The sequence below is a fragment of the Trueperaceae bacterium genome (assembly GCA_036381595.1).
Classification (GTDB): Bacteria; Deinococcota; Deinococci; order Deinococcales; family Trueperaceae; genus DASVCN01.
On sequence record DASVCN010000024.1, the window covers coordinates 164,342 to 189,245 of the forward strand.

Annotated in this window: 18 protein-coding genes and 2 tRNA genes; 15 read left to right on the forward strand and 5 right to left on the reverse strand. The window is 65.1% G+C overall.

Going from position 1 to position 24,904, the window contains the following annotated elements:
- The first annotated feature begins 106 nt into the window (after positions 1–106).
- The 6 genes from VF168_08915 to VF168_08940 all read left to right on the forward strand — a co-directional run bounded on the left by VF168_08915 (position 107) and on the right by VF168_08940 (position 11,405).
- Positions 107–2,107 (forward strand): PAS domain S-box protein, encoded by a 2,001-nt coding sequence (locus tag VF168_08915; GenBank protein HEX7004295.1) that lies wholly within the window; start codon positions 107–109, stop codon positions 2,105–2,107.
- Between the two features lie 198 nt (positions 2,108–2,305).
- Positions 2,306–3,562, forward strand: a complete 1,257-nt coding sequence (glgC, locus tag VF168_08920; GenBank protein HEX7004296.1) for a glucose-1-phosphate adenylyltransferase — start codon at positions 2,306–2,308, stop codon at positions 3,560–3,562.
- A 148-nt stretch (positions 3,563–3,710) separates the two neighbouring features.
- Positions 3,711–5,702 (forward strand): ATP-dependent zinc metalloprotease FtsH, encoded by a 1,992-nt coding sequence (gene ftsH / locus VF168_08925; protein ID HEX7004297.1) that lies wholly within the window; start codon positions 3,711–3,713, stop codon positions 5,700–5,702.
- Positions 5,703–5,837: 135 nt separating this feature from the next.
- The gene (locus tag VF168_08930) at positions 5,838–7,493 is read left to right on the forward strand and encodes a PASTA domain-containing protein (protein HEX7004298.1); all 1,656 of its coding nucleotides are present in this window, start codon (positions 5,838–5,840) and stop codon (positions 7,491–7,493) included.
- A gap of 184 nt (positions 7,494–7,677) precedes the next feature.
- The gene (locus tag VF168_08935) at positions 7,678–9,441 is read left to right on the forward strand and encodes an ABC transporter ATP-binding protein (protein HEX7004299.1); all 1,764 of its coding nucleotides are present in this window, start codon (positions 7,678–7,680) and stop codon (positions 9,439–9,441) included.
- Entirely contained in the window at positions 9,441–11,405 is a 1,965-nt protein-coding gene (locus VF168_08940) for an ABC transporter ATP-binding protein (protein HEX7004300.1), read from the forward strand. Before VF168_08935 ends, VF168_08940 begins: the two co-directional genes overlap by 1 nt.
- Positions 11,406–11,648: 243 nt before the next feature.
- Here VF168_08940 and VF168_08945 read toward each other — a convergent pair whose 3' ends face one another.
- Positions 11,649–12,137, reverse strand: coding sequence for a hypothetical protein (locus VF168_08945; protein HEX7004301.1), 489 nt, complete (start codon positions 12,135–12,137; stop codon positions 11,649–11,651).
- A 191-nt stretch (positions 12,138–12,328) separates the two neighbouring features.
- On the opposite strand from VF168_08945, the gene VF168_08950 reads away from it, so the two are divergent.
- Positions 12,329–12,404: transfer RNA gene (locus tag VF168_08950), tRNA-Ala, on the forward strand.
- A 45-nt stretch (positions 12,405–12,449) separates the two neighbouring features.
- Here the strand turns inward: VF168_08950 and VF168_08955 are convergent.
- Positions 12,450–13,481: an HD-GYP domain-containing protein gene (locus VF168_08955; GenBank protein HEX7004302.1), complete on the reverse strand. Its 1,032-nt coding sequence runs from the start codon at positions 13,479–13,481 to the stop codon at positions 12,450–12,452.
- A 253-nt stretch (positions 13,482–13,734) separates the two neighbouring features.
- On the opposite strand from VF168_08955, the gene VF168_08960 reads away from it, so the two are divergent.
- The 3 genes from VF168_08960 to VF168_08970 all read left to right on the forward strand — a co-directional run bounded on the left by VF168_08960 (position 13,735) and on the right by VF168_08970 (position 15,700).
- Complete coding sequence (locus tag VF168_08960) at positions 13,735–14,583, forward strand: GGDEF domain-containing protein (GenBank protein ID HEX7004303.1); 849 nt, start codon at positions 13,735–13,737, stop codon at positions 14,581–14,583.
- A gap of 138 nt (positions 14,584–14,721) precedes the next feature.
- Positions 14,722–15,537 (forward strand): hypothetical protein, encoded by an 816-nt coding sequence (locus VF168_08965; GenBank protein HEX7004304.1) that lies wholly within the window; start codon positions 14,722–14,724, stop codon positions 15,535–15,537.
- 87 nt (positions 15,538–15,624) lie between these two features.
- Positions 15,625–15,700: transfer RNA gene (locus tag VF168_08970), tRNA-Lys, on the forward strand.
- 218 nt (positions 15,701–15,918) lie between these two features.
- Here VF168_08970 and VF168_08975 read toward each other — a convergent pair.
- Together VF168_08975 and cax are read right to left on the reverse strand one after the other, a co-directional pair.
- Entirely contained in the window at positions 15,919–16,881 is a 963-nt protein-coding gene (locus VF168_08975; GenBank protein HEX7004305.1) for a metallophosphoesterase, read from the reverse strand.
- A 57-nt stretch (positions 16,882–16,938) separates the two neighbouring features.
- Complete coding sequence (cax, locus tag VF168_08980) at positions 16,939–18,024, reverse strand: calcium/proton exchanger (protein ID HEX7004306.1); 1,086 nt, start codon at positions 18,022–18,024, stop codon at positions 16,939–16,941.
- A 365-nt stretch (positions 18,025–18,389) separates the two neighbouring features.
- Between cax and VF168_08985 the strand changes: the two genes are divergently transcribed.
- The 5 genes from VF168_08985 to crcB all read left to right on the forward strand — a co-directional run bounded on the left by VF168_08985 (position 18,390) and on the right by crcB (position 22,958).
- Positions 18,390–19,247, forward strand: coding sequence for a type II CAAX endopeptidase family protein (locus VF168_08985; protein ID HEX7004307.1), 858 nt, complete (start codon positions 18,390–18,392; stop codon positions 19,245–19,247).
- 138 nt (positions 19,248–19,385) lie between these two features.
- Complete coding sequence (locus tag VF168_08990; protein ID HEX7004308.1) at positions 19,386–19,763, forward strand: helix-turn-helix transcriptional regulator; 378 nt, start codon at positions 19,386–19,388, stop codon at positions 19,761–19,763.
- Positions 19,753–21,165, forward strand: a complete 1,413-nt coding sequence (locus VF168_08995) for a permease prefix domain 1-containing protein (GenBank protein HEX7004309.1) — start codon at positions 19,753–19,755, stop codon at positions 21,163–21,165. Before VF168_08990 ends, VF168_08995 begins: the two co-directional genes overlap by 11 nt.
- Before the next feature lie 91 nt (positions 21,166–21,256).
- Positions 21,257–22,405 carry an NAD(P)/FAD-dependent oxidoreductase gene (locus VF168_09000; protein HEX7004310.1) on the forward strand — a complete coding sequence of 383 codons (1,149 nt, stop codon included), beginning with the start codon at positions 21,257–21,259 and terminating at the stop codon, positions 22,403–22,405.
- A 175-nt stretch (positions 22,406–22,580) separates the two neighbouring features.
- Positions 22,581–22,958 (forward strand): fluoride efflux transporter CrcB, encoded by a 378-nt coding sequence (gene crcB / locus VF168_09005; GenBank protein HEX7004311.1) that lies wholly within the window; start codon positions 22,581–22,583, stop codon positions 22,956–22,958.
- A gap of 52 nt (positions 22,959–23,010) precedes the next feature.
- Here the strand turns inward: crcB and recQ are convergent, their stop codons facing one another.
- Positions 23,011–24,849 carry a DNA helicase RecQ gene (gene recQ / locus VF168_09010; protein ID HEX7004312.1) on the reverse strand — a complete coding sequence of 613 codons (1,839 nt, stop codon included), beginning with the start codon at positions 24,847–24,849 and terminating at the stop codon, positions 23,011–23,013.
- Positions 24,850–24,904: the final 55 nt, after the last annotated feature.

The following is a 24,904-nucleotide window of genomic DNA, read 5'->3' on the forward strand; positions in this document are numbered from 1 at the left end:
CAGAGCGCTCAGTTGCAGCATCACCTCGAGCGTCGTATCGTTACGTTCCATCGGGCAAGGCATGCCCTCGCCGTCTTCTTGGCGACGCGTGATCAGGGGGAAACGAATGATGGAGCAGAAGCCGGTCGAGTCGGACCTGCCGCAGCAGACCGAGCAGACCGACGACTACTTCCGGAAGCTCCTGGGCCAACTGCCGGCCGCTGCTTACGCCTGCGACGCGGAGGGCCTGGTCACCTACTACAATCCGAGGGCAGTGGCGCTGTGGGGGCGGGCCCCGCGGCTCAACGATCCCGCTCACCGCTACTGCGGCTCCTTCCGGCCGCTCAGGCCGGACGGCCTCGCCCTCGACCGGAACGATTGCTTCATGGCGCTGGCCCTGAAGAACGACCGCGGCTACGACGCTCAGGAAGTGATCATCGAACGACCCGACGGGACCCGTAGAACGGTGCTCGCCTACATAAACCCGGTTCACGATGATGACGGGCGCCTGCTCGGGGCGATCAACACACTGGTGGACATCAGCGACCGCAAGTTGACGGAGGAGGCTCCCGCGCGACTCGCGGCGATCGTAGAGTCGTCGGACGACGCCATCGTGAGCAAGGACCTGACCGGTGGGATCAGGAGCTGGAACCGGGGTGCGGAGGAGCTGTTCGGTTTTTCGGCTGAGGAGGCGGTCGGCAGGTCGATCACCCTCATCATCCCGGAGGATCGGCTCGACGAGGAGAACGAGATCCTTGGCAAACTGCGCCGAGGCGAGCGGATCGACCACTTCGAGACGGTACGGCGCCGAAAGGACGGAAGCCTCATCGACATCTCGCTCACCGTCTCACCGATCAAGGACGGGTCCGGGCAGGTCGTAGGCGCTTCGAAGATCGCCCGGGACATCACCGAGGTCAAACGGGCGCAGGAGGCCTTGCAGGAGCAGGCCCGCACGCTGCGGACGATAAACGAGGTAGCCGGGAAGCTTTCCGGCGAACTCGATCTCAAGCGCCTCGTCCGGACGGTCACCGACGCCGGCCGGGAGCTCAGCCGCTCCCAGTTCGGGGCGTTCTTCTACAGTGAACAGGGACAGCATGGCGCCGGCTACACCCTCATGGCCCGGTCGGGCGATATGCCCGAGGGGTTCGACGAGGAGTACGTTCTGGGCAGCTACCCCGAGGTCTTCGGGGCCGTCGAGGGTGCAGCGAGACCGAAGCCGGGACCGAAGCTGAACAGCCACCTTGCCGTGCCGGTGGTGCCGAGGTCGGGCAAGGCGTTGGGCGTGCTCTTCTTCGGCGACGAACGACCTGGCGTGTTCGACGAACAGCTCGAGCAGGTGATAGCGGCTATCGGCAGCCACGCCGCTACCGCCATCGACAACGCCCTGCTCTACGAGGAGGCCCGGGAACTCAACGAATCGCTCGAGGAGAAGGTCGAGCAGCGCACTGCCGACCTGAACGCGCTCAACCAGGAGCTAGAGACGTTCAACTACTCGGTCGCACACGACCTCCGGGGTTCACTGCGCGGCATTGACGGTTTCAGCAGCCTGATACTCGAAGAGAGCGGCGACGAGCTGAGCGACACGACCCGGCGCTACCTGAACAGGGTTCGAGCCGGGGCGCAGCGTATGGGGCAGCTGCTTGACAACCTTCTAGAGCTGTCCCGGCTGATGCGGGCCGAGGTCCTTCGCCAGCATTTCGACCTGCATTCAATGGCGCGATCGATAATCGAAGACCTGCGGGAGTGGGAACCGGAGCGGGAGGTCGAGGTAGTGATCGCCGACTGCCCGCTCCTCGTCGGCGACCCCGGCCTCATGCGCATCGCCATGGAGAACCTGCTGGGGAACGCCTGGAAGTTCAGCCGTCACAGATCACCGGCTCGGATCGAGGTGGGCTGCGAAGAACGTGACGGCAACGTCGTGTATTACGTGCGTGACAACGGCATAGGGTTCGACGATCGCTTCGAAGACAAGCTGTTCGAACCGTTCCAGCGCCTGCACGCTCCCGACGCCTTCGAAGGCACCGGCATCGGCCTGGCCAACACCAAGCGCATCATCGACAAGCATGGTGGCCGGATCTGGGCCACGAGCGCGCCGGACCAAGGAGCCACCTTCTACTTCACCCTCTGATCGCTCGGGGGCTCTCGCTTGCTACGAGGATCCTTCGGTTCCGACGGTCGCCGCGCGAGCTACTCCGCGCCGGCCCGATTGTTAGCCGCGCTGACACCAGCGGCCGTTCACCTTTCGCTATAGTCGCCTGAACAGCCAGTCGAGCGAGCTGCCGGGAGTTCACGCCGTGCCGGCATGGCGGGAGGCGACATCGTGAGCATGAGGACGATACGAGATGTGAAGGTGCTGGGGATGGTCCTGGCCGGGGGCAAGGGAACCAGGCTGCATCCGCTCACCCTCAAACGCACCAAGCCTGCCGTTCCCTTCGGCAGCAAGTACCGGATCATCGACTTCGCGCTCAACAACATGATCAACTCGGGCATCTACGGGATGTACGTGCTCACCCAGTTCAAGGCCCAGAGCCTGACCGAGCACATCCAGCGGAACTGGCGCTTCGGGTCGTTCCTGTCCGACTACTTCATCACGCTTGCGCCGGCCCAGATGTACCTCTACGAAGAGTTGGGGGCAGAGTGGTACCGCGGCACCGCCGACGCCATCTACCAGAACATCCACCTCATCGACAACCACTCGCCCGACTACGTGGCGATCTTCTCCGGTGACCACATCTACAAGATGGACATCGCCCACATGATCGACTACCACCTGGAGAAGCAGGCAAACGTAACGGTAGCCGCCTATCCCACGCCGGTCGCCGACGCCACCCGCTTCGGCGTCCTGCAGGTGGACGAGGATTTCCTCATCACCGAGTTCCAGGAGAAACCCGCTAACCCGAACCCCATCCCCGGTCGGCCCACTCACGCTCTGGCCTCGATGGGCAACTACATCTTCTCGACCGACTGCCTCATGGAGATGCTGTACGACGACGCCGAGGACAGCTCGAGCGAACACGACTTCGGCAAGAACCTGCTGCCCGAGGCGCTCAAGGACGGTTACAGGTTGGCCGCCTACGATTTCGCCCGCAACCCCATCCCCGGACAGGACGGGCCCAACACCTATTGGCGCGACGTGGGCACGATCGACTCGTATCATGAGGCGAGCATGGATTTGGTGGCGGTGCAGCCCGAGTTCGACCTCTACAACGAGGAGTGGCCGCTGCGAACCTCGGCCGAGTTCTCGCCGCCCGCCAAGTTCGTCCACGAGACTCCGGAGCGTCGCGGTCAGGCGTTCAACAGCCTGGTGGCCGGCGGGGTCATCATCTCCGGAGCCACCGTTCGGGAGTCGATCCTGGCCCGCCGGGTGCGAGTCCACTCCTACTCCCTGGTCGAACGCTCGGTGATCTTCGACAACAGTTCGATCGGCCGCAACTGCATCATCCGCAATGCGATCATCGACAAGAACGTGCGGGTACCGGACGGCATGCGGATCGGGGTCGACCGAGCCGAGGACGAGAGCAGAGGGTTCGTGGTCACCGAAAGGGGTGTGGTGACGGTCCCGAAGAGCTACGCATTCGATTGATCCGGGCCGTGGGCGCGCGCATCGGACCGCCGTCCGACAGCTTACAGCTGCCGCTCACCCACCAGTGATACCCTAGCGGGACTAGGTTACGGTCCCGCGCCGGCCGGGAAGGCCATCGGCGTGGGTCCGCATCCGCAGGGAGGCTCTGTTGAAACGATCTTTCAACCCCTGGCTGCTCGTGATGCTGATAATACTCGGCATCTTCGTGTTCAACCAGTTCAACGCGGGCGGTGCCAGCAGGGATATCAACTTCTCCACCTTCACAGATCTGGTGGAAGAGGGCAAGGTGGCGTCGGTCGTCGTCGAACGGAACACCGGCGGGATCCAGGGGGAGCTGCGCAGCGAGACGCAGGTCACGATCGACGGAGAGCCGCAGACGATCCGCTCCTTCACGACCACCGCGGTGATCACCGACTCGCTGCTGCAGCGGCTCGAGGAGCAGGTGCCCGAGGTCACGATACGCAACCCTCCGCAATGGATCGGCTTCGCGATCTCGATCCTGCCCATAATCATCCTCATCGGTTTCTTCTGGTTCATCTTCATGCGGGCCCAAGGCGGTCCCAACCAGGTGATGCAGTTCGGTCAGTCGAAGGCGAAGACCTATGGTCGCGAGACCAAGGTCAAGACCTCGTTCGACGACGTCGCCGGCCACCAGGAAGCGAAGCAGGAGCTGAAGGAGGTCGTCGACTTCCTGAAGAACCCGCAGAAGTATCTGAGGATCGGGGCAGAGATCCCCCGCGGCGTGCTCCTGGTGGGCCCGCCCGGAACCGGTAAGACTCTGCTCGCCAGGGCGGTCGCCGGCGAGGCCGGGGTTCCGTTCCTCACCGTCTCGGCTTCGGAGTTCATGGAGATGTTCGTTGGCGTCGGGGCCAGCCGGGTGCGCAACCTCTTCGAGGAGGCCCGCAAGTCGAGCCCCGCCATCATCTTCATCGACGAACTCGATTCGATCGGCCGGCGCCGCGGAGCCGGCATCGGTGGCGGACACGACGAGCGCGAGCAGACCCTCAACCAGATCCTCTCCGAGATGGACGGATTCGAGAAGGACACCTCGGTGATCGTGATCGCCGCGACCAACCGTCCCGACATCCTCGATCCTGCGCTGCTGCGCCCCGGCCGTTTCGACCGGCAGGTGACCATCGGCCTGCCTACCCAGCGCGAACGCGAGGAGATCCTCAAGGTCCACGTGCGCAACAAGCCGATCGCCGACGACGTCGACCTCAAGCGCCTCTCAGGCGCGACCCCGATGTTCTCCGGCGCCGACCTCGAGAACCTGACGAACGAAGCGGCCCTGGTGGCTGCCCGTAGCGGCAAGCAGACCATCAACTGGGCCGACTTCAACGAGGCCCTCGACCGGATAACCCTCGGTTTGCGGCGCGGCAGCCTGGTGCCCACCGAGGAGGAGCGGAAGATCCTCGCCTACCACGAGGCCGGGCATGCCATCGCCTACACTGCTCAGCCCGACCTGGGGCAGATCCGCAAGGTTACGATCATGCCGCGCGGCGGGGCCGGTGGCTTCATGGCGCCCCTCTCCAAGGAGCAGATGTTCTACAACGTCGACCGTTTCAGGCAGCAGCTGATCGTGGCGTTCGCCGGCCGCATCGCCGAGAAGCGCGTCACCGGCACCATCTCCTCGGGCGCTTCGAACGACCTGAAGCAGGCGACCGACATGGCCAAGCAGATGGTCCTCGACCTCGGCATGGGCGGGGAGGAGTACGTCGCCTGGGGCTCGGACAGCGGCCCCGTGTTCCTTGGCGGGGAGATAAGCCGCCGCAAGGACTTCAGCGAGGAGACCGCGCGCCTCATCGAGGAGCAGGTCACGCAGATCCTGCGTGAGTCGTACGAGAAGTGTCAGACCCTCATCGACGAGCATTGGGAGGCGGTCGAAGCCGTGGCGCAGTCGCTGCTCGCCCAGGAGACGCTCGACGGCGCGATCGTGCAGAAGGCCTTCGAGAAGGCCGAAGCGGGCATGACCGCGGCCGAGATCAAGGAGTGGATCTTGGCCGAGGCGAAGGAACGGGAGCGCCTCGAAGAGGAGGCTGCCGATCGCGACCGGTTGGCCGAGGAGCGACGCCGCGCCGAGCGCGAGCGACACGCTCCCCCCGTCGACAGGAGGCCGGCCCCGGAAGGCACCCGAGGTTAACCGAGCCAGGGCAAAGCGGGCGCTCCCACCGAGGGTGCGCCCGCTTCTTCATGGATCGTCCCCCCGGAGGGGCGCTCCTAGGAGTCCGGTCCGACGCGGTATCATTCGACTGGCCAGAAGGTGGCCGGGATCGTTATGCCCCTGATAGACGGAAAGTACGAGATCCTCAGCGAGCAGCAACTCGGGCCCGAGCAGACACTGTTCGAGGCTACCGCGCCCGATGGTGCCGCGGTGAGGATCGTCTGGTACGAGTTGGAGCCCGACCAGGAAGCGCGCTTCGAGCACTACCGGCGAACGGTGAAGCGACTCAAGCGCTCCGACAGGGCGGCCGTCTACGACGTGGTCTCACGACCGGGCGCCCACTACGTTGCCTGGCACCTGCCGGTCGACGCCAAGCCAGCCGCGGCCGATGACGAGCTCTCCTCTGCCCTCGCCACGGCCGGCTACCGGGCCGAGGACGCCGACGTGAGGCGCAACGGCCGCCGTCCGATCCTCTACGGGCTCGCCTTCGACGGAACGTCGTTGCCGGCGACCGTCGTCCCTTCAGGGCCAGAGGAAGCGAGGCCCAGGGCGCGGCGTAGCGCGCCGGTGCCTCCCCGCTGGGCGGTAACGCTCGCAGCCACCTGCCTGCTGGGGATAATCGCGCTGGCCTTCCTCTATGCCGGGCTTACACAGCGGGCCAACGACACGCTGGTGGTGGTGCCGCGGGTGGCGGGCGCCGGTGTGAACGAGGCGGCCGCGCTGCTCCACGGCCTCGGCCTACGAGTGGATCCGGTACCGATCGGCTCATCCGAAGAAGCCGGCACGGTTCTCAACGTCGAGCCGGCCAGCGGGACGCAGCTGCGGCCGGGCCGCACGGTCAGGCTCTCCTACGCTCTCCCCCCAGGCGCGGTCACCCCCGCCGAAGTACCACGTGTCGTCGCCCGCCGATATCCCGAGGAGGCGGCGGCCATCCTCGAGGAGACCGGGCTGCAGATCGGGACCGTCGCCCGCATCCCCGCCGAGCAGGCGGCGGGACTCGTCATCTCCCAGTCGCCGGCCGCGGGGACGGTGAGCTACGAGGGCGCCACTGTCGACCTGCTCGTGAGCGCGGGGCCGAACGAGCAACTTACGTTCGTCCCCGACCTAGTCGGGCTGCCGGTCGAGGAGGCCCGCTATCTGGCGCGGGTAGCCGGGTTGTCGCCCGAGAGGATCCTCGAGGACGCCGTGCCAGCGGGGCGCGGTGACGCCGGCACCGTCGTGGCGCAGTCGCTCCGCCCCAATCAGCCGGTCGAGCAGGGGGAAGCGGTGTTGCGGCTAACCGTCGCTCGCCCCGAACGGAACCTCGCCTCCAACGAGTCGGGACTGCCATCGTTCGTGGGACTCAGCCTCGAGGAGGCCAGGGAGTTGGCCGGCTCGCTCGAGCTCACTGTCGAGCAGATCGCAGATCGAACCATCCCCGAAGTGGTCGTCGACCAGTCGCCGCCACCTGCCACCGAAGGGGCTCGGGAGCTTACTCTGGTCGTCAACGTCCACCCGCTCGTCATCCCCACCCCCGACGTGCAGGCGAACATCCGCGAACCGGAACCCAGGGAACTCGCGTTCCGCTGGTTCATCGAGCCGGGGATCCCCGAGCAGTTGGCCCGCGTCTACGCGACCGACCTCGAGGGGAACACCAGGCTCGTCTGGGTCGAAAGGGTGGAGGGCGGAGAGAGCGTCGAAGGGGTGTGGCGTACGATGGTCACGGGGCCGGTCCGGTTCAGCCTCACCCTCAACGATCAACCTTACGGCATAGATCTGCAGGCGAACTGAACCTCCTTGTGGCATGTGTGTGGGGAAGTAACAGACGGTGCCGACTGAGGTATAGTATCGGCCGGTCTCAAGGCCCGAGCGGCTGCCACCAGGCAAGGATAGCCGCGACTCGCCCGCAGCTTCTCGCCTTCCTCCGCAGCTAAAAGTCGCCTGGCTCCTCGCTCGTCACCCGGAAGGAATCTCGGTGCGTCAGACCTTCAGCGATCTCTCCCGATACGTTAGGCGCTACCCGGGTCGATACCTGGCCGGACTCGCGGCCTTGGTGGTATCCGGCTTCTTCACCACCCTGGTACCGATAATCGTCGGCGGAGCGGTCGACGGCCTCACCCGTTCGACGCTCACGATGGACGACGTCCTCGGCTACATCGGAGCCCTGCTCGCCTCGACGGCCATCGCTGCCCTGGCGATCATCATCGTGAGGCGCACCATCCTCAACGCCTCCTGGGAGATCCAGTTCGACATCCGCCGCGATCTGTTCGAGCACTTCACCCGGCTCGATTCGGCCTTCTTCGACGATCACAGGGTGGGCGACCTGATGGCCCGCCTCACCGCCGATCTCAACGCGGTACGGATGTTCGTGGGGGTCGCGATCTTCCAGGGAGTGAACACCACTTTCCTGCTCGGGTTCACGCTCTGGCGGATGTTCCAATTGAGCCCCCAACTGACCGCCTTCACCCTGCTGATGGTGCCTGTCATCGTCCTCTCCTTCTTCCTCCTCCTCAAGTCCGTTCACAAGCGCTACGAACGGGTCCAGGAGCAGTTCTCCGACGTATCGGCGATGGCCCAGGAGAACTTCAACGGGATCCGGGTCGTCAAGGGGTTCGGTGTCGAGGACCGCGAGATAAGCAACTTCAAGCGCCTCAACGACGACTTCATCCGTCGCAATCTCACCCTCACCAAGGTGGAGGGGCCGATGTTCCCGCTCATGGAGTTCCTCTTCGGCGCCACCATCTCCCTGCTGCTGCTGTTCGGTGGCCGGGCCGTGCTGGGAGCCGGCAACGACCTCACCATCGGCGAGTTCTCGGCCTTCGTGTTCCTCTTCGAAGGCATCCAGTGGCCGCTCATCGCCCTCGGCTGGATCGCCAACATCGTGCAGCGGGGCGTCACCTCCTGGGGGAGGCTGGCTGAACTCCTCAACACCCGGCCGCGCATCGCCGACGGACCTCAGACCGACTTCTCGCTGCGAACGGTCCGCGGCGACATAGAGTTCAGGGACGTGACTCTGAGGTTCGACGACTTCACCGCACTCGACCGGGTCTCGTTCCGGATCCGGGCGGGCGAAGCCGTGGGCTTCACCGGCCGCACCGGCGCCGGCAAGACGCTCATCGTAAACCTGATCGGGCGGGTCGTCGAACCGACCTCGGGACAGATACTGATAGACGGCCGCGACATCCGGGAGTTCCCGCTCGAGGTACTGAGGCGGCACATCGGCGTCGTCCCTCAGGAACCGTTCCTCTTCTCCGACACGATCGCCGAGAACATCGCCTACGGAATACCGAAGGACGACAGCCCCGAGCGGATGGAGCGGATCCGCGAGGTGGCCCGGATGGCGCAGCTGGCCGATGACGTCGAGGAGTTCCCGGAGGGCTACGACACCAGCCTCGGGGAACGGGGTGTAACCCTCTCCGGTGGCCAGCGGCAACGCACCGCGATCGCTCGAGCGATCATCCGCGACCCTTCGGTGCTTATCCTCGACGACGCCCTCTCGGCGGTCGATACCCACACCGAGGCCGAGATCCTCAAGGGGCTGGAGCAGGTGCAGAAGGGGCGCACCACCCTTGTCATCGCCCACCGCCTCTCCGCCTTCCAGAACTGCGACCGCATCTTCGTCATGGCAGAGGGCAAGATCAGCGAGCAGGGCACCCACCGGCAGCTGCTCGAGCAGGACGGCTGGTACGCCGACATGCACCGCCGCCAGCAGCTGGAAGCCGACCTGGAGGCTGCCTGATGGCCGACGTCAACCTGCCGAAAGGGCCCCTCACCGACATGAGCGACCGCCGCTACACGGTCGAGGAAGCCAAGGCGGAGCACCGCGAGCAGCGCCGTCACCGTCGCAAGGAGCTGCGCCGCGAAGGCGACTTCGACGAGGACGGGCAGGCGTTCAAGAAGGCGTTCGACGGGCAGATAATGCGGCGGCTCCTCCGCTACCTGAAGCCGTACCGCTGGCAACTCTTCTTCGGAGTGCTGCTGCTGCTCTCCTACAGCGTCCTCGTGCCCGCGTTCCCGTCTCTAATCGCGCGCGCGGTCGACAACTACATCGTGGCCAACCGCGCGCCCTTCAACGGCTGGACCATCGATCAGCGGCTCGACGGCCTCACCACGATCGTGCTCATCTACGTGGGGCTACGACTGCTGAACTTCGGATTGCGCTACGGCTACACGTACCTCGTATCCTGGCTGGGCCAGCACGTCATCTACGACATCCGCGAGGAGATCTTCACCAAGGTACAGAGGCTCCACCTCGGCTTCTTCGACCGCACCCCGGTCGGCCGACTGATCACCCGCATCACCAGCGACGTGGACGCCATCCAGCAGATGATGACCAACGGCGTGGTGGGACTGATCGCCGACGTCGGCCTCATCGTTGGCCTGATGGTCTACATGTTCAGCATCAACTGGCAGTTGGCCCTGATCACGCTGACGGTCATGCCCCTGCTCTTCCTCTCGCTGAACTTCCTGCGAACCCGCATCCGCGACGCCTACCGGACGGTGAGACTCCGCATAAGCCGCTCCAACGCCTACTTAGCGGAGAACCTCGAGGGGATGCGAACGGTTCAGCTGTTCAACCGCGAGACGCGCAACCAGCAGGCGTTCGACCGCATCAACCTGGGGCTGCTCGACGCCCAGGTCGAACAGGTCCGCTGGTTCAGCCTCTTCTTCCCCGCAGTGCAGCTCGTCGGTGGGATCTCGACCGCCCTGATCCTCTACTACACGGCCCGGCAACTGCTTGGGCCCGGCTTCTCCGAAGCGGTCACGATCGGGGTGTTCATCGCCTTCAACCAGTACAGCACGATGTTCTTCCGCCCCCTTCAGGACCTCTCTGACAAGTACAACATCATGCAGGCGGCGATGGCCTCGAGCGAGAGGATCTTCGGCCTGCTCGACACGCCGGAGCTCGTGGCCGACCCCGCGGATCCGCTCGGCTTCGACAGCGGGTTCCGCGGCGAGGTCGAGTTCGACCACGTATGGTTCGCCTACCAGAACGAAGAGTGGGTCCTGCGCGACCTCTCCTTCGAGATCGCGCCCGGCGAATCGGTGGCGTTCGTGGGTCACACCGGGGCCGGCAAGACCACCATCATCAGCCTCGTCTCGCGCTTCTACGATGTGCAGCGCGGAGCGGTGCGGATCGACGGCAAGGACGTGCGCGAGTACGAGCAGATCGACCTGAGGCGGCACGTGGGGATCGTCCTGCAGGACCCGTTCCTCTTCACGGGCACGGTGCGCAGCAACATCACTCTGGGGGACGACACCATCCCGCTCGAGCAGGTCATCGAGGCGGCGAAGTTCGTGAACGCCCACTCGTTCATCGAGCACCTCCCGCGAGGCTACGACACACCTGTGCGGGAGCGCGGAGCCGGCTTCTCGACCGGCCAGAAGCAGCTCATCGCCTTCGCCCGGGCGCTCGTGCAGAACCCCGACATCCTGCTCGTGCTGGATGAAGCGACCGCCAACATCGACACCGAGACCGAGGAGCTCATCCAGGATGCGCTGGAGAAGCTCATGCAGGGGCGCACGACGATCATAATCGCGCACCGGCTCTCGACGATCCAGGACGTGGACCGGATCATGGTGATGCGCAAGGGCAAACTGATCGAGCAGGGGAACCATTACGAGCTGCTCGAGCAGGGCGGCTACTACCGGCGGCTCTACGAACTCCAGTACCAGGGTCAGGAGGAGCGGAGCGAGGCGTAAGGGCAGAGTGGTGTCTCCGCCTGCAGAGCACTCACGTTCATCTCACCCCTACTTACAGTTTCGGTCGCCGCTTGCCCCTAAACTCGGCCTTCAAGGGCAAGGCAGCACCCTCCCGGAACGACTCACAGTCCTGGCGGAAGCAGGACGACCCCTCCAAGGAAGAGAAGCGAGACCGGACGCCCTTCCGGTCTCTTCTCTTTGGATCGGTTGCCGGACCTCGCCGGCGCACCCCTCCGTCTCGGATCAGTCGTCCTGGTCCACCTGCACCCGGTAGAAGAACGTTTCCTCCTGGCCGGGCTCCATCGGAACGAGCAGAGTCCAGCGGATGGCGTCGTACGTGTTCGGCTCCGCCACCTCGCGGTCTTCGCTTTCTCCCACCATCACCGGTTCGGCCGAGTACTCGTTGCTCCCGGGAGCGGAGTACTCGGTGAGCACCCGTTCGGAAGCGGGGGTTGCCGAGTTGGGCACGTACGAGGTGCCCTCGGGGATGGGACCGATGATCTCGACGATTCCCTCGGGCAGCGTCTCCTCGCTCCGGTTTATCGCGGTGATGCGGTATTCGACGATCTGCCCCGGCCTGGCGGTGGTCGCGGGACGCAGCTGTTCGTCTCCCTGGACCACGCTCACGAGGAAGGTCTCTATGCGGATTTCTATCGGGTTCTGCGCGGCCTCCTGAGCGAATGTCAGGCCCACCAGCGTCAGCGATACGAGTAGCAGCGCAAGACGTTTCATCGGCCCAAGATAACAGGGACGAATGACAAACTGTTGAGCAGTTCTTAAAGTTGCGCTTAAGGCTCGAAGCGGAGTAGGCCTCGCGGATCGGCCCGGTGTGCAGCGCCCTCCACTTGCCCGCCGCGGCCCCTCTGTTATACTGGCGGTCGCTCGCAAGCGGCCTGGGCCGTGGAGGGCGCGATATCCCGTAAGGGGCCGTGGCGCAGTTGGGAGCGCGCGTGAATCGCACTCACGAGGTCAGGGGTTCGAATCCCCTCGGCTCCACCATCTGAAAATGTCGTAGGGCGTGAGCTCCTGGCTCGCGCCCTACGTTCAGTTCGGTCCGCTCAGCGACCTGCCTTGGGAGTGGAGGGGGAGCCTGGGCTGCTCGGCCGCGGCCTCGGGCTGGCTGGCGACCTGTACCCTGCCCTCCTCGAAGAGGCGGCAGTAGGTCTCGACCAGCGCCGGGTCGAACTGGCTGCCGGCGCCGCTGCGCAACTCCTCGACGGCGTCCTGCCGGCTTAGCGCCTTCCGGTAGGGGCGGTCGCTCGAGAGTGCCTCGAAAACGTCGACCACGGCCAGGATCCGGCCGAAGAGTGGTATGTCCTCGCCGCGCAGGCCGCCAGGGTAGCCCGAGCCGTCCCAACGCTCGTGATGAGCGCCGACTCCCTCCGCAACGCGGCGGAAACTGTCGATGGAGCTGAGCAGGTTCGCGCCCAGCCTGGCATGGCGCCGCATCACCAGGTACTCCTCGAGGGTCAACCCGCCCGGCTTGCGGAGTATCTCCCGGGGGACGGTCACCTTGCCGATGTCGTGGAGCAGACCCGCCCAGTACAGCTCCTCCAGCTCACGGTCCCTGAGACCGAGGGCCTCGCCGAGGGTCCGCGAGTTGGCGGCGACCCGGTCGCAGTGCTCACCGTCGGGTTCGTCTTCGGTCTCGACGGCGACCGCGAAGCTCTTGAGTGCGGTGATCTGGGTGCGGATGAGGCTGCGCCGGCGCTCGTCCACGAGCCCCAGCAGGCGTCCCGAGATGCCGGCGACGACCAGGTAGAAGAGCTGCCGCGAGATCCAGGAGAGGTCTCCCAGGGCAGCGAACGTCGTAAGCGGGCTCAGTGCCAGACCGGCAGCCGCGGCGACGACCAGCGCTCCGCGCAAGCCGAAGAAGTAGGCGCCCACGATGATGGGCACGTACATGCCGTGTACTGTCACCTCTGCGAGGGGCGGCCATTGGGCGAGCAACGCGAATGCCAGTAGTGATCCGATAACCCAGCCCAATCCAACTCGCTTGCGCCGGATGTCATCGAGGAGATGTGAGCGCGAACTGCGGGCTTGCAGTTCGCCCGGATGAAGTTGACGTGATGCCACCGGTATTCCTCCGCCACGAGGATTCCCCCATAGGTCCCTCGTTGGTCGAAGGATTGCAGTTCAGGACTCATTCTGCTGTAACTTTCCCCTCTCGAACCCGGTTCGGAGCCTTAACGGAGAAGAGTCACTGCGACGAGCTTCCGGATGCCTTAACGAGCGGCCCGGTAGATGACCACTACGGGGACGCGTGGCGCCAGTGGATAATGTGAGCACGACGTGCCGGAACAGCCGATACGGTTCGTCAGAGGTGACGATGAACGAGCGTCCAAGCCTGGTGGGGCCGAAGCGGGCTCACCCCCTTGTCTTGCTGCTGATCGTTCTGCTCGTGCCACTCATCGCCTTCATCGACTACCTGACCGGGCCCGAGCTCGGTTCGTCGCTCTTCTACACGATCCCGATAGTCGTGATGGCGCGCATCGCCAGCCGCTTCGCCGCCTGGGCGACGCTGGTACTGGCCGCGCTCGGCTGGATGACGGTCGACGTCCTCACCACGCCGAGCTATACGGGGATCCTCATACCGCTGTGGAATACCCTCACCCGGGTCGCCTTCTTCACGCTCGCCCTGGTCGTGGTGAGGAACACCCAGCAGGAGTTGCGTTCTGCCCGCATCATGGCGCTGAGCGACCCGCTCACGGGGCTTCCGAACAGACAGTATCTGCTGATCATGCTCGGGGCCGCGCGGGCAAGGCTCGAGCGCTACGGTTCACCTCTAACCCTGGCCTTCATGGACGTGGACGACTTCAAGCCGGTCAACGACCGTCACGGGCACCTGGCCGGCGACAAGTTGCTCCAGGAGATCGCCACCGTTCTCGTGGAGGAGGTGCGCGATACCGACACGGTGGCGCGGATCGGCGGCGACGAATTCCTGATCCTCCTGCCCGACGCTCCCGCTCCGACCGCCAGTCAGATTCTCGAGCGGGTACGCAACGCGCTCGCCAAGATACGCCTACCCGAGGGCAGCGCCGTCTCCTTCAGCATCGGCGCCTGCACCTTCCTCGAGGCAGGCGAGTCGATAGAGGCCATGCTTCGGCGGGCCGACGAGCAGATGTACCGGGTGAAACGATCGGGCAAAGACGCGGTGAGGATAGAAGAGGTCGGCTGAAATCGTGAAGGATCGGCCGGGAGCGGTGGCGACCTGTAGACCAACCGACACTCGCTCGGCCCGAGGCCGACATAGAGTAGCGCAATGCCTCCGCCGGTCCCGTCCGGCCTGCTGCCCTCAGATCCCTTCGGAGGTCCGATGAGCTACGTCAGTGGCACGATAGAGGGCTTGAGTGAAGAGGCGGAAGTCTTCTACTGCAAGGTATTGAGAACGTTGCGGGATCACGAGATCAGGTTCCTGGTCGGGGGTTCGTACGCCGCCCACCACTACACCGGCAGGATCCCGCACACCAAAGACCTCGACATCTTCCTGCCGCCATCTCAGGTGGACCGGGCATTGGAGGCTCTCGCCTGTAGCGGTCTCGAAACCGAGAAGACATACCCGTTCTGGATCGCCAAGGCGTGCGACGGCGCTCACTTCGTCGACGTCATCTACCGGGCGGCGAGCGGTTTGTGGGAGGTCGAGGAGGAGTGGCTCGGTCGCGGGGAACCGAGCGAACTCTGGGGCGTTGCCGCCAATGTGGCCGGCGTCGAGGAGCTGATCTGGACGAAGGCGGCACTGATGGACCGGACCCGCTTCGACGGCAACGATGTCATCCATCTCCTCCAGGCCAGGGCGCACGAACTCGACTGGGAACGGCTCAGGCGGCTGGCGGGCGACAACTGGCGGATCCTGCTCGCCCACCTGACGATGTTCGGCTACGTCTATCCCGACCTGATCCCGCTGGTCCCGAAGCACCTCCTGGCCGAGCTCTCCCTCCACCTGTTGAGTGACAGAGGCGAGGTCGCAGAGAGGGATGTGTCCCTCTGCCGGGGAACGCTCATCTCGAATAGCCAGTACATATACGACGTAGAGGAGTTGGGTTACCACGACGCCCGCCTGCAGCCGTGGGGACGGTTGACGCCCGAAGAACTGAGGCCGTGGGTCGACGCCGTCAAGCGGGGGGATACCTGACGAGCGATACTGGCAACCGGAACCGCCGGGATGCATCCTCAGCGCTTGAACCAGCGGGCGCACAACCGCTATATTGGCAAGTTGCTTGGGTCGTTAGCTCAGTCGGTAGAGCAGCTGACTCTTAATCAGCGGGTCGTAGGTTCGAGCCCTACACGACCCACCAGGTGAAAGCAGGCAGGGACGAGCGAAGCACGTGCTCGTCCCTTCTTCGTCGGCTCGTGGACGCCTTCTCGCCCCTTGTGCGTCGGCTCCCGGGCCCCTTTCCTGACACTTCTTCCCCGCTCACCGTCACGGACCCCCCGCGAGGATCACGAGTAGCGGCTGCCCCGCTACGGAATGCGCTTAGCCTGCCATCCGGGATCCCTGGTCTGGAGCGACAGCTCAACCGCACTCGCCTTCACCCTCGTCTCGAACGGCCTCTCCATCCGTTGCCAAGAAGCGCCAGTCGTAGTCGTGCTCCTTCAACTCCAGGACCAGCACGCCGAACGTGTCGTCATAGCTGACCGCGCTCCCCTCACGGGCGTCCTCGAGGTCGTAGAGCGTGCTACCACCCGTGCCGACGACGAACTGACGTATCCCGTCGGCAGCCGGTTCACCTGCTGAGTTCATCGGGACGAAGCGCTCGTAATCGTGATCGTGTCCCGAGAGGACGAGATCAGCCCCGAACTCCTGCAACAGCTGCCAGATATCCGCCATCTTCCGCTCGTCACCGTGCCTGCCTGATGAGAATCTCGGGTGATGCCAGTAGGCGAGGATGCAGCTGGTGGAGGTGTGCTCCAGGTCGTTTCGCAACCACTCGTACTCCGGGGAGCCTGAACCGCAACCGCCCTCCAGAAATTTGCAATCGGAGTCGATGGCGTAGAGGCGCCACGCCCCGAGGTCGAAGGCGTACCAGCTCTTGTCAGGTTCGCCGGTTCGACCACCGAAGTAGGCGAAGTAGCCTGCCGCGTCTTTCGTCTCGTACTCGTGATTGCCGGGGACGGGATGAGTGATGTCCAGAAACCGTCCCCAGAACTCCTCGTATCGCTCCCGGAACGCGTCCAGCGTGCCCTTCTCGTACTGGGCGTCGCCCAGTACGAGAACGCTGTCGGGGTCGGCCATTCGAACGAGTTCAGCTGTATCGCCCATCCGGCAGGCGGTTTCGGTTGTCTCCTCGTGCGCGCCGCAGGTGATATCTCCGGCTGCTACCACGGTGACTACTGAAGCGGTGCTCTGATCTGTCTCCTTCTCCTCCTGGGCCAGCCCCTCCGACTGCTGCGCCGGGGTTGGGTTTGCGGCGAGGGTGAAGACGGTCAAGGTGACGATCAGCAGCCTGGCTACGCTCGCGGCCGCGTTCGTACTCATCAGGGTCCGAGGTTATCTCGAGAAATGCTGAGAATGTGCAGAGTTCTGCCTTCTAGTTCAACTGCTCACGCTCGGGAGGAAGAAGAAGGCTGTCGCCACGATCAGGTATACACCGAGAAGCATCAAGCCCTCGAGCCAGTTGGTCTCGCCGTCGCGGGCTACTGAGTTCGCGATCAGGACGGCACCCGCCAGCGTGACCAATTCGAGCGGATTGTGCAGCACCAGGTCCATGGGTTTGCCGATCAGGAAAGACAGGACTACCAGCAGGGGCCCCACCAGCAGCGCCACCTGGATCGTCGAGCCGAGAGCGATGGTCACCGCGAGGTCCATCTTGCCCTTCATGGCGAACAGCACGGCGGCGGCATGCTCGGCCGCGTTGCCGACGATAGGGATGATGATAATGCCGACGAAGTACTCGGAAAGTCCCACGGCGCGTGTGAAGCCCTCTAGCGAACCCACCAGGAACTCGGCCATGAACGCGACTAGGACGGTCGCGACGACGAGGGTGGAAAGCGCGGCGAATGGGCTTGCCGCTTCACCACCGGTCTCGTGGGTCTCGTCGGCCGTAGAGAGCAGGTCGCTGTGGGTCACCAGCGTGAAGACGAGGTTCGCGGTGTAGAGGATGATCAGCACGATGGCGACTCCCAGTGCGAGCCGTGCGTCATCGACGCGTATCGCACTGCTCTCCACGCCCAGTGTCCGTTCGGTGAAGTCGAAGAGCGCCGGGACCATGAAGGCGATCACGGAGATCGTGAGCAAGCTCGCCGTGACCTGCGCGGTACGTGCATTGAAGGTTTGCGTGGTGTGTCGAAGACCTCCCATGAACAGCGCCATGCCTAGCACCAACAGCAGATTGCCGATGATGGAACCGGAGATCGATGCCTTCACGACGCCGAACTTTCCGGCTTCGAGGGCGAAGAAGGCGATTATCAGCTCGCTGGCGTTGCCGAAGGTTGCGTTGAGCAGTCCTCCTACCGTGGAGTTGGTTCTGGCCGCGAGCCGTTCCGTAGCGTTGCCCAGGAGTCCCGCCAGGGGAAGTATCGCGAGTCCGGCGGAGACGAAGATCGATGCGGGAGATGCCCGGCTGTACTCGAGATAGAACGCGATGGGGACGAATGCCAACAGCCAGTAGAGGAGCCTCATCTGAGCGACGGTAACTGTGAAGCCCGCGGGACGACTGGTAGCTCGGCATTACTTCCTCATGGCACTCCCTCAGTCGCTCTCGGCTGAAGTCGCCGTACTCCTCTGACTCCTATCTGCGGATGCGCGGACGGGGAGAGTTTCGATGGCGCGTCCGGCGTCTCCGTGGCCGTTGCTTCTTGTCGCTCCCGCCCTGCCTGGCCACGGCGCGGGACTTCGTCACGAGCGAGCCGCATCTGTCCTGGGAATCGTCGGCACGCGCCGAGAAATGGTGTACGCTTCGTGCTTGCTTCAGGTGGGTCGCTGTCCCCGGCGCTAGACAGGAACAGCTCCCCCTTGCACCGGCAGAAGTACCCGAGGAGAAAGAGATGTTCCCCCACCTGTCCGATCCGGCGAAAGCCGTGGCCTTCTACGTGATATCGCTGCTCCTAGGCCTCAGCGTGGCGCTCACACCCGGAGCTTCCACCTTCGTCTATATGTTCACGCCGCTCGTCGCGGTGCTGATCATGATGCTTGTTGTCACGCGGGAAGGTTACTCCCGAGCCGGCTGGGCCTCTTTGGGGCTGCACCGCTTGGGGTTGGGTGGGTGGCGGCTTGCCCTACTGGCGCCTCTGCTTGTCGTCGGCCTCGCCTTCGTCGTGCTGTGGGTGAGCGGCGCCGCCGGCTTCGCCGTGCCCGCGGAGATCCAGGGCTACTCGACGCGTGGCTGGTTCTGGCTGGTGTTCCCGGTGGTGCTGCTCCTCAGCCTCGTAGTTACCACCCTGACCAATTCGTTGGGCGAGGAACTCGGCTGGCGAGGCTATCTGCTGCCACGCCTCGAAGCCACCGTGGGGCCGATCTGGGCGATGTTCATCACCGGACTGCTGCACGCACTCTGGCACCTGCCCTTCATGCTGCTGACCTCTCTCTATCATCCCGAAGGCAGCCGCCTGATCGTGCTGCCACTGTTCTTCGTCACGGTGACGGCAGCGGGTTTCCTCTTCGGCTACCTCCGCCTGACGACCAGGAGCGTATGGCCGGCCGCCCTGGCACACTCGGCCCACAATCTGCTCTGGGATCTCCTGCCCCTGTTCACACTGACTTCCTCGCCGCTGGTGATCGAGTACCTGGCGGGAGACAGTGGAGTTCTCGTGGCTATCGGCTATGGCGCTGTCGCCGTGTGGGCGATCCTTCGCTTCCGCGGTTCGGTTGGTCGCCAGGCATTCCGCGCCAGGTCCCTTTCCTGAGACCCGGCGAACCAGCGCTATACCTGTGACTGCTATGTATAGTGGTCCTATGCTTCCACTCGACCTACTCTGCTGGAGATCAGACGGATCGGCACGATCGACCGGCGTCCTGGGCCGCCAGGTTCCCGGACCTTCCCGGTGAACATCAACAAGGACCTCGTTGCCGCTTCATCGACGCCGCTCGTCCTCGCCATCCTTGCCGAGGAGGACAGCTACGGTTACGCGATCCTCAGCCGGGTTCGCGACCTCTCGGGCGGCGAGCTGGAGTGGACCGACGGGATGCTCTACCCGATCCTCCACCGGCTGGAACGCTTCGGCCTGATAACCTCCCGCTGGGAGAGGTCCGAATCTGGCCGGCGCCGGAAGTACTACCGCCTCACCGCGACCGGGCGCGGCCAGCTTCTCGACGAACAGCGCCAGTGGCTCACGGTCGATCAGACGCTCCGCCGGCTCTGGTCCACCCTTTCAGAGTCCACGGACGGCGCCGGGCTTTCTCCGCTTCCTGATGCGAGCTGAACCGAAGGCCCAGGAAGCAAGTGTCGGAGCGCCCCCTGACTCCATCGAGGGGCAGATCGAGGCCTGGCGTGCCTACCTGAGCAAGGGCGGAGCGGTCAGCAGCCCGGACGCCGAGGAACTCGAGGACCACCTCCGCGAGCAGATCGAGCGCTTGCGATCGAAGGGGCTGTCGCCAGACGAGGCCTTCCTGGTGGCCGTCAAACGGATCGGGGCGATAGACGCCATCACCAGGGAGTACGCTCGTGAACACTCCGAGCGTCTCTGGAAGCAACTGGTCCTCTCGGGCAACGGAAGCAACCGAAGCGGCAGTTCCGCATCAGAGGAGTCTCGAAGCACCTGGGTGGCGCTCACTCTCGCGTTCGCGGCCGCGGCGGCGATGAAGGCGCCCGCGCTGTTCGGCATCGAATTCAGTATGGACGAGGCCTTCTACCCTCTGAATGCTACCTTCCTCGTCTTCCCCTTCGTCGCCGCCTACTTCGCCTGGGAACGGGGGCTACCCAGGTTGCGCAGCATAGAACTGGCGGGCGCGCTGGTGGCGGCCGCGCTCCTCGTCAACGCCTTTCCCTTCTCCGATGCCCCGGGCGCACAGACCAGGTTCCTCACCGTCATCCACCTGCCGATCGCCCTCTGGCTCTTCGTCGGCGTTGCGTACGTCGGTGGAGGTTGGAGCTCCAGCGGCCGGCGGATGGACTTCATCCGCTTCACAGGCGAACTGTTCATCTACTTCGTGCTGATCGCCTTGGGCGGAGGCGTGCTGATCGCTCTGGTCATCGGCCTCTTCCAGGCGATCGGGGTAGAGGCCGAGCCGTTCGTCGAGTCGTGGCTCGCACCCTGCGGCGCAGCCGGAGCCGCCGTGATCGCGTCCTGGCTGGTGGAGGCTAAGCAGAGCGTGATCGAGAACATCGCCCCGGTTCTGGCTCGGATCTTCGCCCCACTCTTCACCCTGATGCTCCTCGCCTTCATCGCCACTATGGCGTGGACCGGGCAGGGTATCGACGTGGGGCGGGAGATCCTCATCGCCTTCGACCTCCTGCTCGTGGTCGTGTTCGGCCTCCTCCTCTACTCGGTCTCGGCCAGGGACCCTTTGGCGTCCCCCGGGTTGCTCGACTGGATCCATCTGACACTCGTGGTGTCCGCGTTGCTGCTCGACGCCCTCGCGTTGTGGGCCATCGGAGCCCGCATCTCCGACTTCGGTTTCACAGCCAACCGGGTCGCGGCGCTAGGTCTGAACCTGGTCCTGCTGGTCAACCTCGCCCGCTCGGCACTCGTCTACGTCGGCTTCCTCAGGGGAACGGTCGCCTTCTCTCAGCTGTGGGAGTGGCAGACCTCCTACCTTCAGGTCTTCGTCATCTGGGCCGCGATAGTCGCCTTCGCATTCCCGGTGCTGTTCCGGTTCTCTTGAGCGCCCTCGTACTCTTCACACGGCCCGTCTACAGGAGCGGCAAGGAGCCCCGCCTGACGGTCCGGCGCGGCCCCGGAGCCTTGGACTGCCGATGACCGCCAAGGTCGACGTACTGGTAGTGGGCGCCGGCCTGGCTGGCTTGGAGTGCGCGCGGCGGCTGGCCGAGCGCGGAGCGAAGGTCCTCCTCGTCGACCGCAAGCCGGCGGTCGACCATGCCGTCCACACCACCGGGATCTTCGTTCGCAGGACGTTGGAGAGCTTCGCCTTACCGGACGATTGCCTGGGCCCGCCGGTACGGCGGGTGGTGCTCTACTCCCCGGCAGGGCGCCGACTTCCCCTCGAGAGCCGCCACGACGAGTTCCGGGTTGGCCATATGAAGCGACTCTACTGTCGTTCTCTGGAGGCCTGCCTCCACAGCGGTGTGGAGTGGTGGCCGGCAACGACCTTCTCGGCGCTCGATGCCCGGGAGTCGGGCTCCGTCGCGTCCCTGGAGCGAGACGGGCGGACCGTCAGCGTCGCCGCTCGCTTCATCGTCGGTGCCGACGGAGCCACATCGCGCGTGGCCGCGGCCCTGGGCCTCGAGCAGAACAGCAGCTGGATCGTCGGCGTCGAGGAGGTGTTCAACGGAATCGAGACCGGTTCGCCTCCGGCGTTCCACGTCTGGCTCGATCCGGTACTGGCGCCTGGCTACATCGCTTGGGTCGTCGACGACGGCGAGGAGATGCACGTGGGCGTTGGAGGCTATGCCGCCCGTTTTCGGCCGGCTGAGGCGCTCCGCAGCTTCCGCTCCCGGGTCGCACCACTCTTCGGGCTGGAGGGCGTTGCTGCCAGCGAACGGCGGGGCGGCCGCATCCCGGTAGGCGGCATCTTGCGTCGCATCGTCTGCCCGGAGGGCCTGCTCGTGGGGGACGCCGCCGGTGCCGTGTCACCCCTTACCGCCGGAGGCCTCGACCCGTGCCTCCGGCAATCGGCCCTGGCGGCATCGGTGACGACCGCCTTCCTCGACACCGGTGATGAGGCGGCATTGGCGCCCTACGCCGGCGCGCCTTTGCGCGACCGGTTCCGCTCACGACTGCTCCTGCGGCAGGCGCTGGCCGCCGTCCGCTCACCCGCCATGGCCGAGCTCGCCTGCGCGACCCTGCGCCTGCCGCCCTTCCGGGCCCTCGCGCACAAGGTGTTCTTCGGGCGCGGCTCGTTCCCCGATCCACCTCGAGCAACGCCCTGGGGTCCGCAGCAGTAAGGCAATCGATACCCGGCTCGCGTCGGCAGCGAAGCGCGCCGGGCGGCAGCAACGAGGCTACTGTCGCCGAACCGTTCCTGCGGGTGTTACGTTCGTTCCGTGGGCGAGTATGCTTGCTCGGCTGACGGCTGACGGTTCAGGAGGAGCGCGGTTCGCGCCTCTTCAGGAGGAGAAGTTGCTCATCTTCGGAGTGATGTTGGGCGGCGCGCTCGGCGCCCTGGCCCGGTACACCGCCTCGATCCTGGCGGTTCATCTGGTCCCCGGATCCCCCGTCTCCGCGTCGACGGTGGGCACCCTGACCGTGAACGTGGTGGGATCGTTCCTCCTCGGCCTCCTGGTCAGCTTGGGCGCCGCGAGGAACCTCCCTCCCAGCGTCACGGTTCCTGTCGCCACCGGCTTCATCGGCAGCCTGACGACCTTCTCCACCTTCTCGCTCGAGAGCCATGCCCTGCTGCAAGACGGGAGGCTGGCGTGGAGCGTCGGCTACCTCGTCGTCAGCCTGTCTCTCGGCCTTCTGGCCGTCCACCTCGGCCGAGCAGTAGGATCCTCATGACGCGGACCGCTGCCGGAGACCCGAGCGAGCTCCCGATCGGCGCCGGCCACGATCAGACCAGGAACACCGATATCGCGGCGAGGAACGCCTGCCCGTAACGCTCGAGCTTCTTCTGGCCCACGCCCGATACGTTCGCGAGTTCGACCTCGTTCCGGGGCTTGCGCTCGGCCATCTCCCGCAGCGTCGAATCGTGGAAGATGACGTAGGGTGGGACGCCCTGGGTCCTGGCGAGCTCGCTGCGCAGCCTCCGCAATTCTTCGAAGAGTTCCCCTTCTGGTCCCGATGGCCGGAGGGCCCGCCGGTCGTTGGCAGGCCTTCGACCGGCTACGCCAGGAGCCGGCTGCGGATCCCGCCTGAGGGCTACCTTCCGTTCGCCTCTGAGCACTGCAGCGCTCGCGCCAGTCAGCTTCAGCGAGCCGTAGCCGTCTTCGTCGGTCGTCAGGAAACCGGCGGCGGTCGATTGTCTCACGACGCGCCTCCAGGAGGGGGCAGCGAGGTCGGCGCCGATACCGAACGTGCTCAGCCTGTCGTGCCCCAACTGCTTCACCCGAGGGGTCGATCTGCCGGTGAGGATATCGATCAGATACCCAGCTCCGAAGCGCTGACCGGTGCGGAACACCGTGGACAGAAGCTTCTGCACCTCGACCGTGCCGTCGTAGGTGTCGACAGGGTTCAGGCAGGTGTCGCAGTTGCCGCACGGTCCGAGCAACTCCTCCCCGAAGTAGGCGAGCAGCGCCTGTCGCCGGCAACCGGCGCTCTCGCAGTAGCCCAGCAGCGCCTCGAGCTTCTGCTGTTCGACACGCCTGTGGGCATCGTCGGTGTCTGACCGTGACAGAAGCCGTCGTAGGGCGACTACGTCGGTCAGGCCGTAGGTCATGAACGCATCTGCCGCTTCTCCGTCGCGCCCGGCACGACCGGTCTCCTGGTAGTAACCTTCCAGGCTCTTGGGCACGTCCAGGTGGGCGACGAAGCGCACGTCGGGCTTGTCGATCCCCATGCCGAAAGCGATGGTGGCGACAACTACTACACCGTCCTCCCGCAGGAACGCCTCCTGATGGCGCGCTCTTCGGGCGGCGTCGAGCCCGGCGTGGTACGGCAGTGCCGATACCCCCTGCTCCCGCAGCCAGGCGGCCGTTTCGTCCACGGAGCGCCTCGACATGCAGTAGACGATGCCCGCGTTACCCTCGTGCTTCTCACGGTAGAAGGACAGCAGTTGTCGTCGGGCGTTCTGCTTCTCCACCACCGTGTAACGGATATTGGGACGGTCGAACGAGGCGACGTACCAGCGGGCTTCCTCGAGGCGCAGCTTCTGTGCCATCTCACGACGGGTAACGGCGTCGGCGGTAGCGGTGAGCGCGATTCGCGGAACCGCCGGGAAGCGTTCGGCAAGCAGGGACAGGCTGAGGTACTCGGGCCGGAAGTCGTGACCCCACTGCGAGACGCAGTGCGCCTCGTCGATGGCGAACAGCGCCAGAGGCGAACGGTCGAGCAACTCCAGGAAGCGTGGCGTGAGCAGCCGCTCGGGAGCCACGTAGAGGAGGTCCAGTTCGCCGGCCACCAGGGCCGATTCGACTCGGCCCGCCTCCTGCCTGTCCAGGGTCGAGTTCAGGTAAGCGGCCTCGACGCCCAGCAGCCTCAGCGAGTCGACCTGGTCTTGCATCAGGGCGATGAGCGGAGACACGACTATGCCCACCCCTGGCCGCAACATCGAAGGGATCTGGTAGCAGAGCGACTTGCCGCCTCCGGTGGGCATCAGCACGAGCGCGTCGCCGCCCTCGGCGAGCCGCGCGATGATCGCCTCCTGTTGCCCCCGGAACTCGTCGTAACCGAACACACCCCGCAGCAACTCGAGCGCGCTCGTCGGTCCGCGGGATTCGACTTCCGATTTCATCGGAAGAACATGCCCATCAGGGACGGATATTCCCCGTGAATTCTGATGCTGCGGT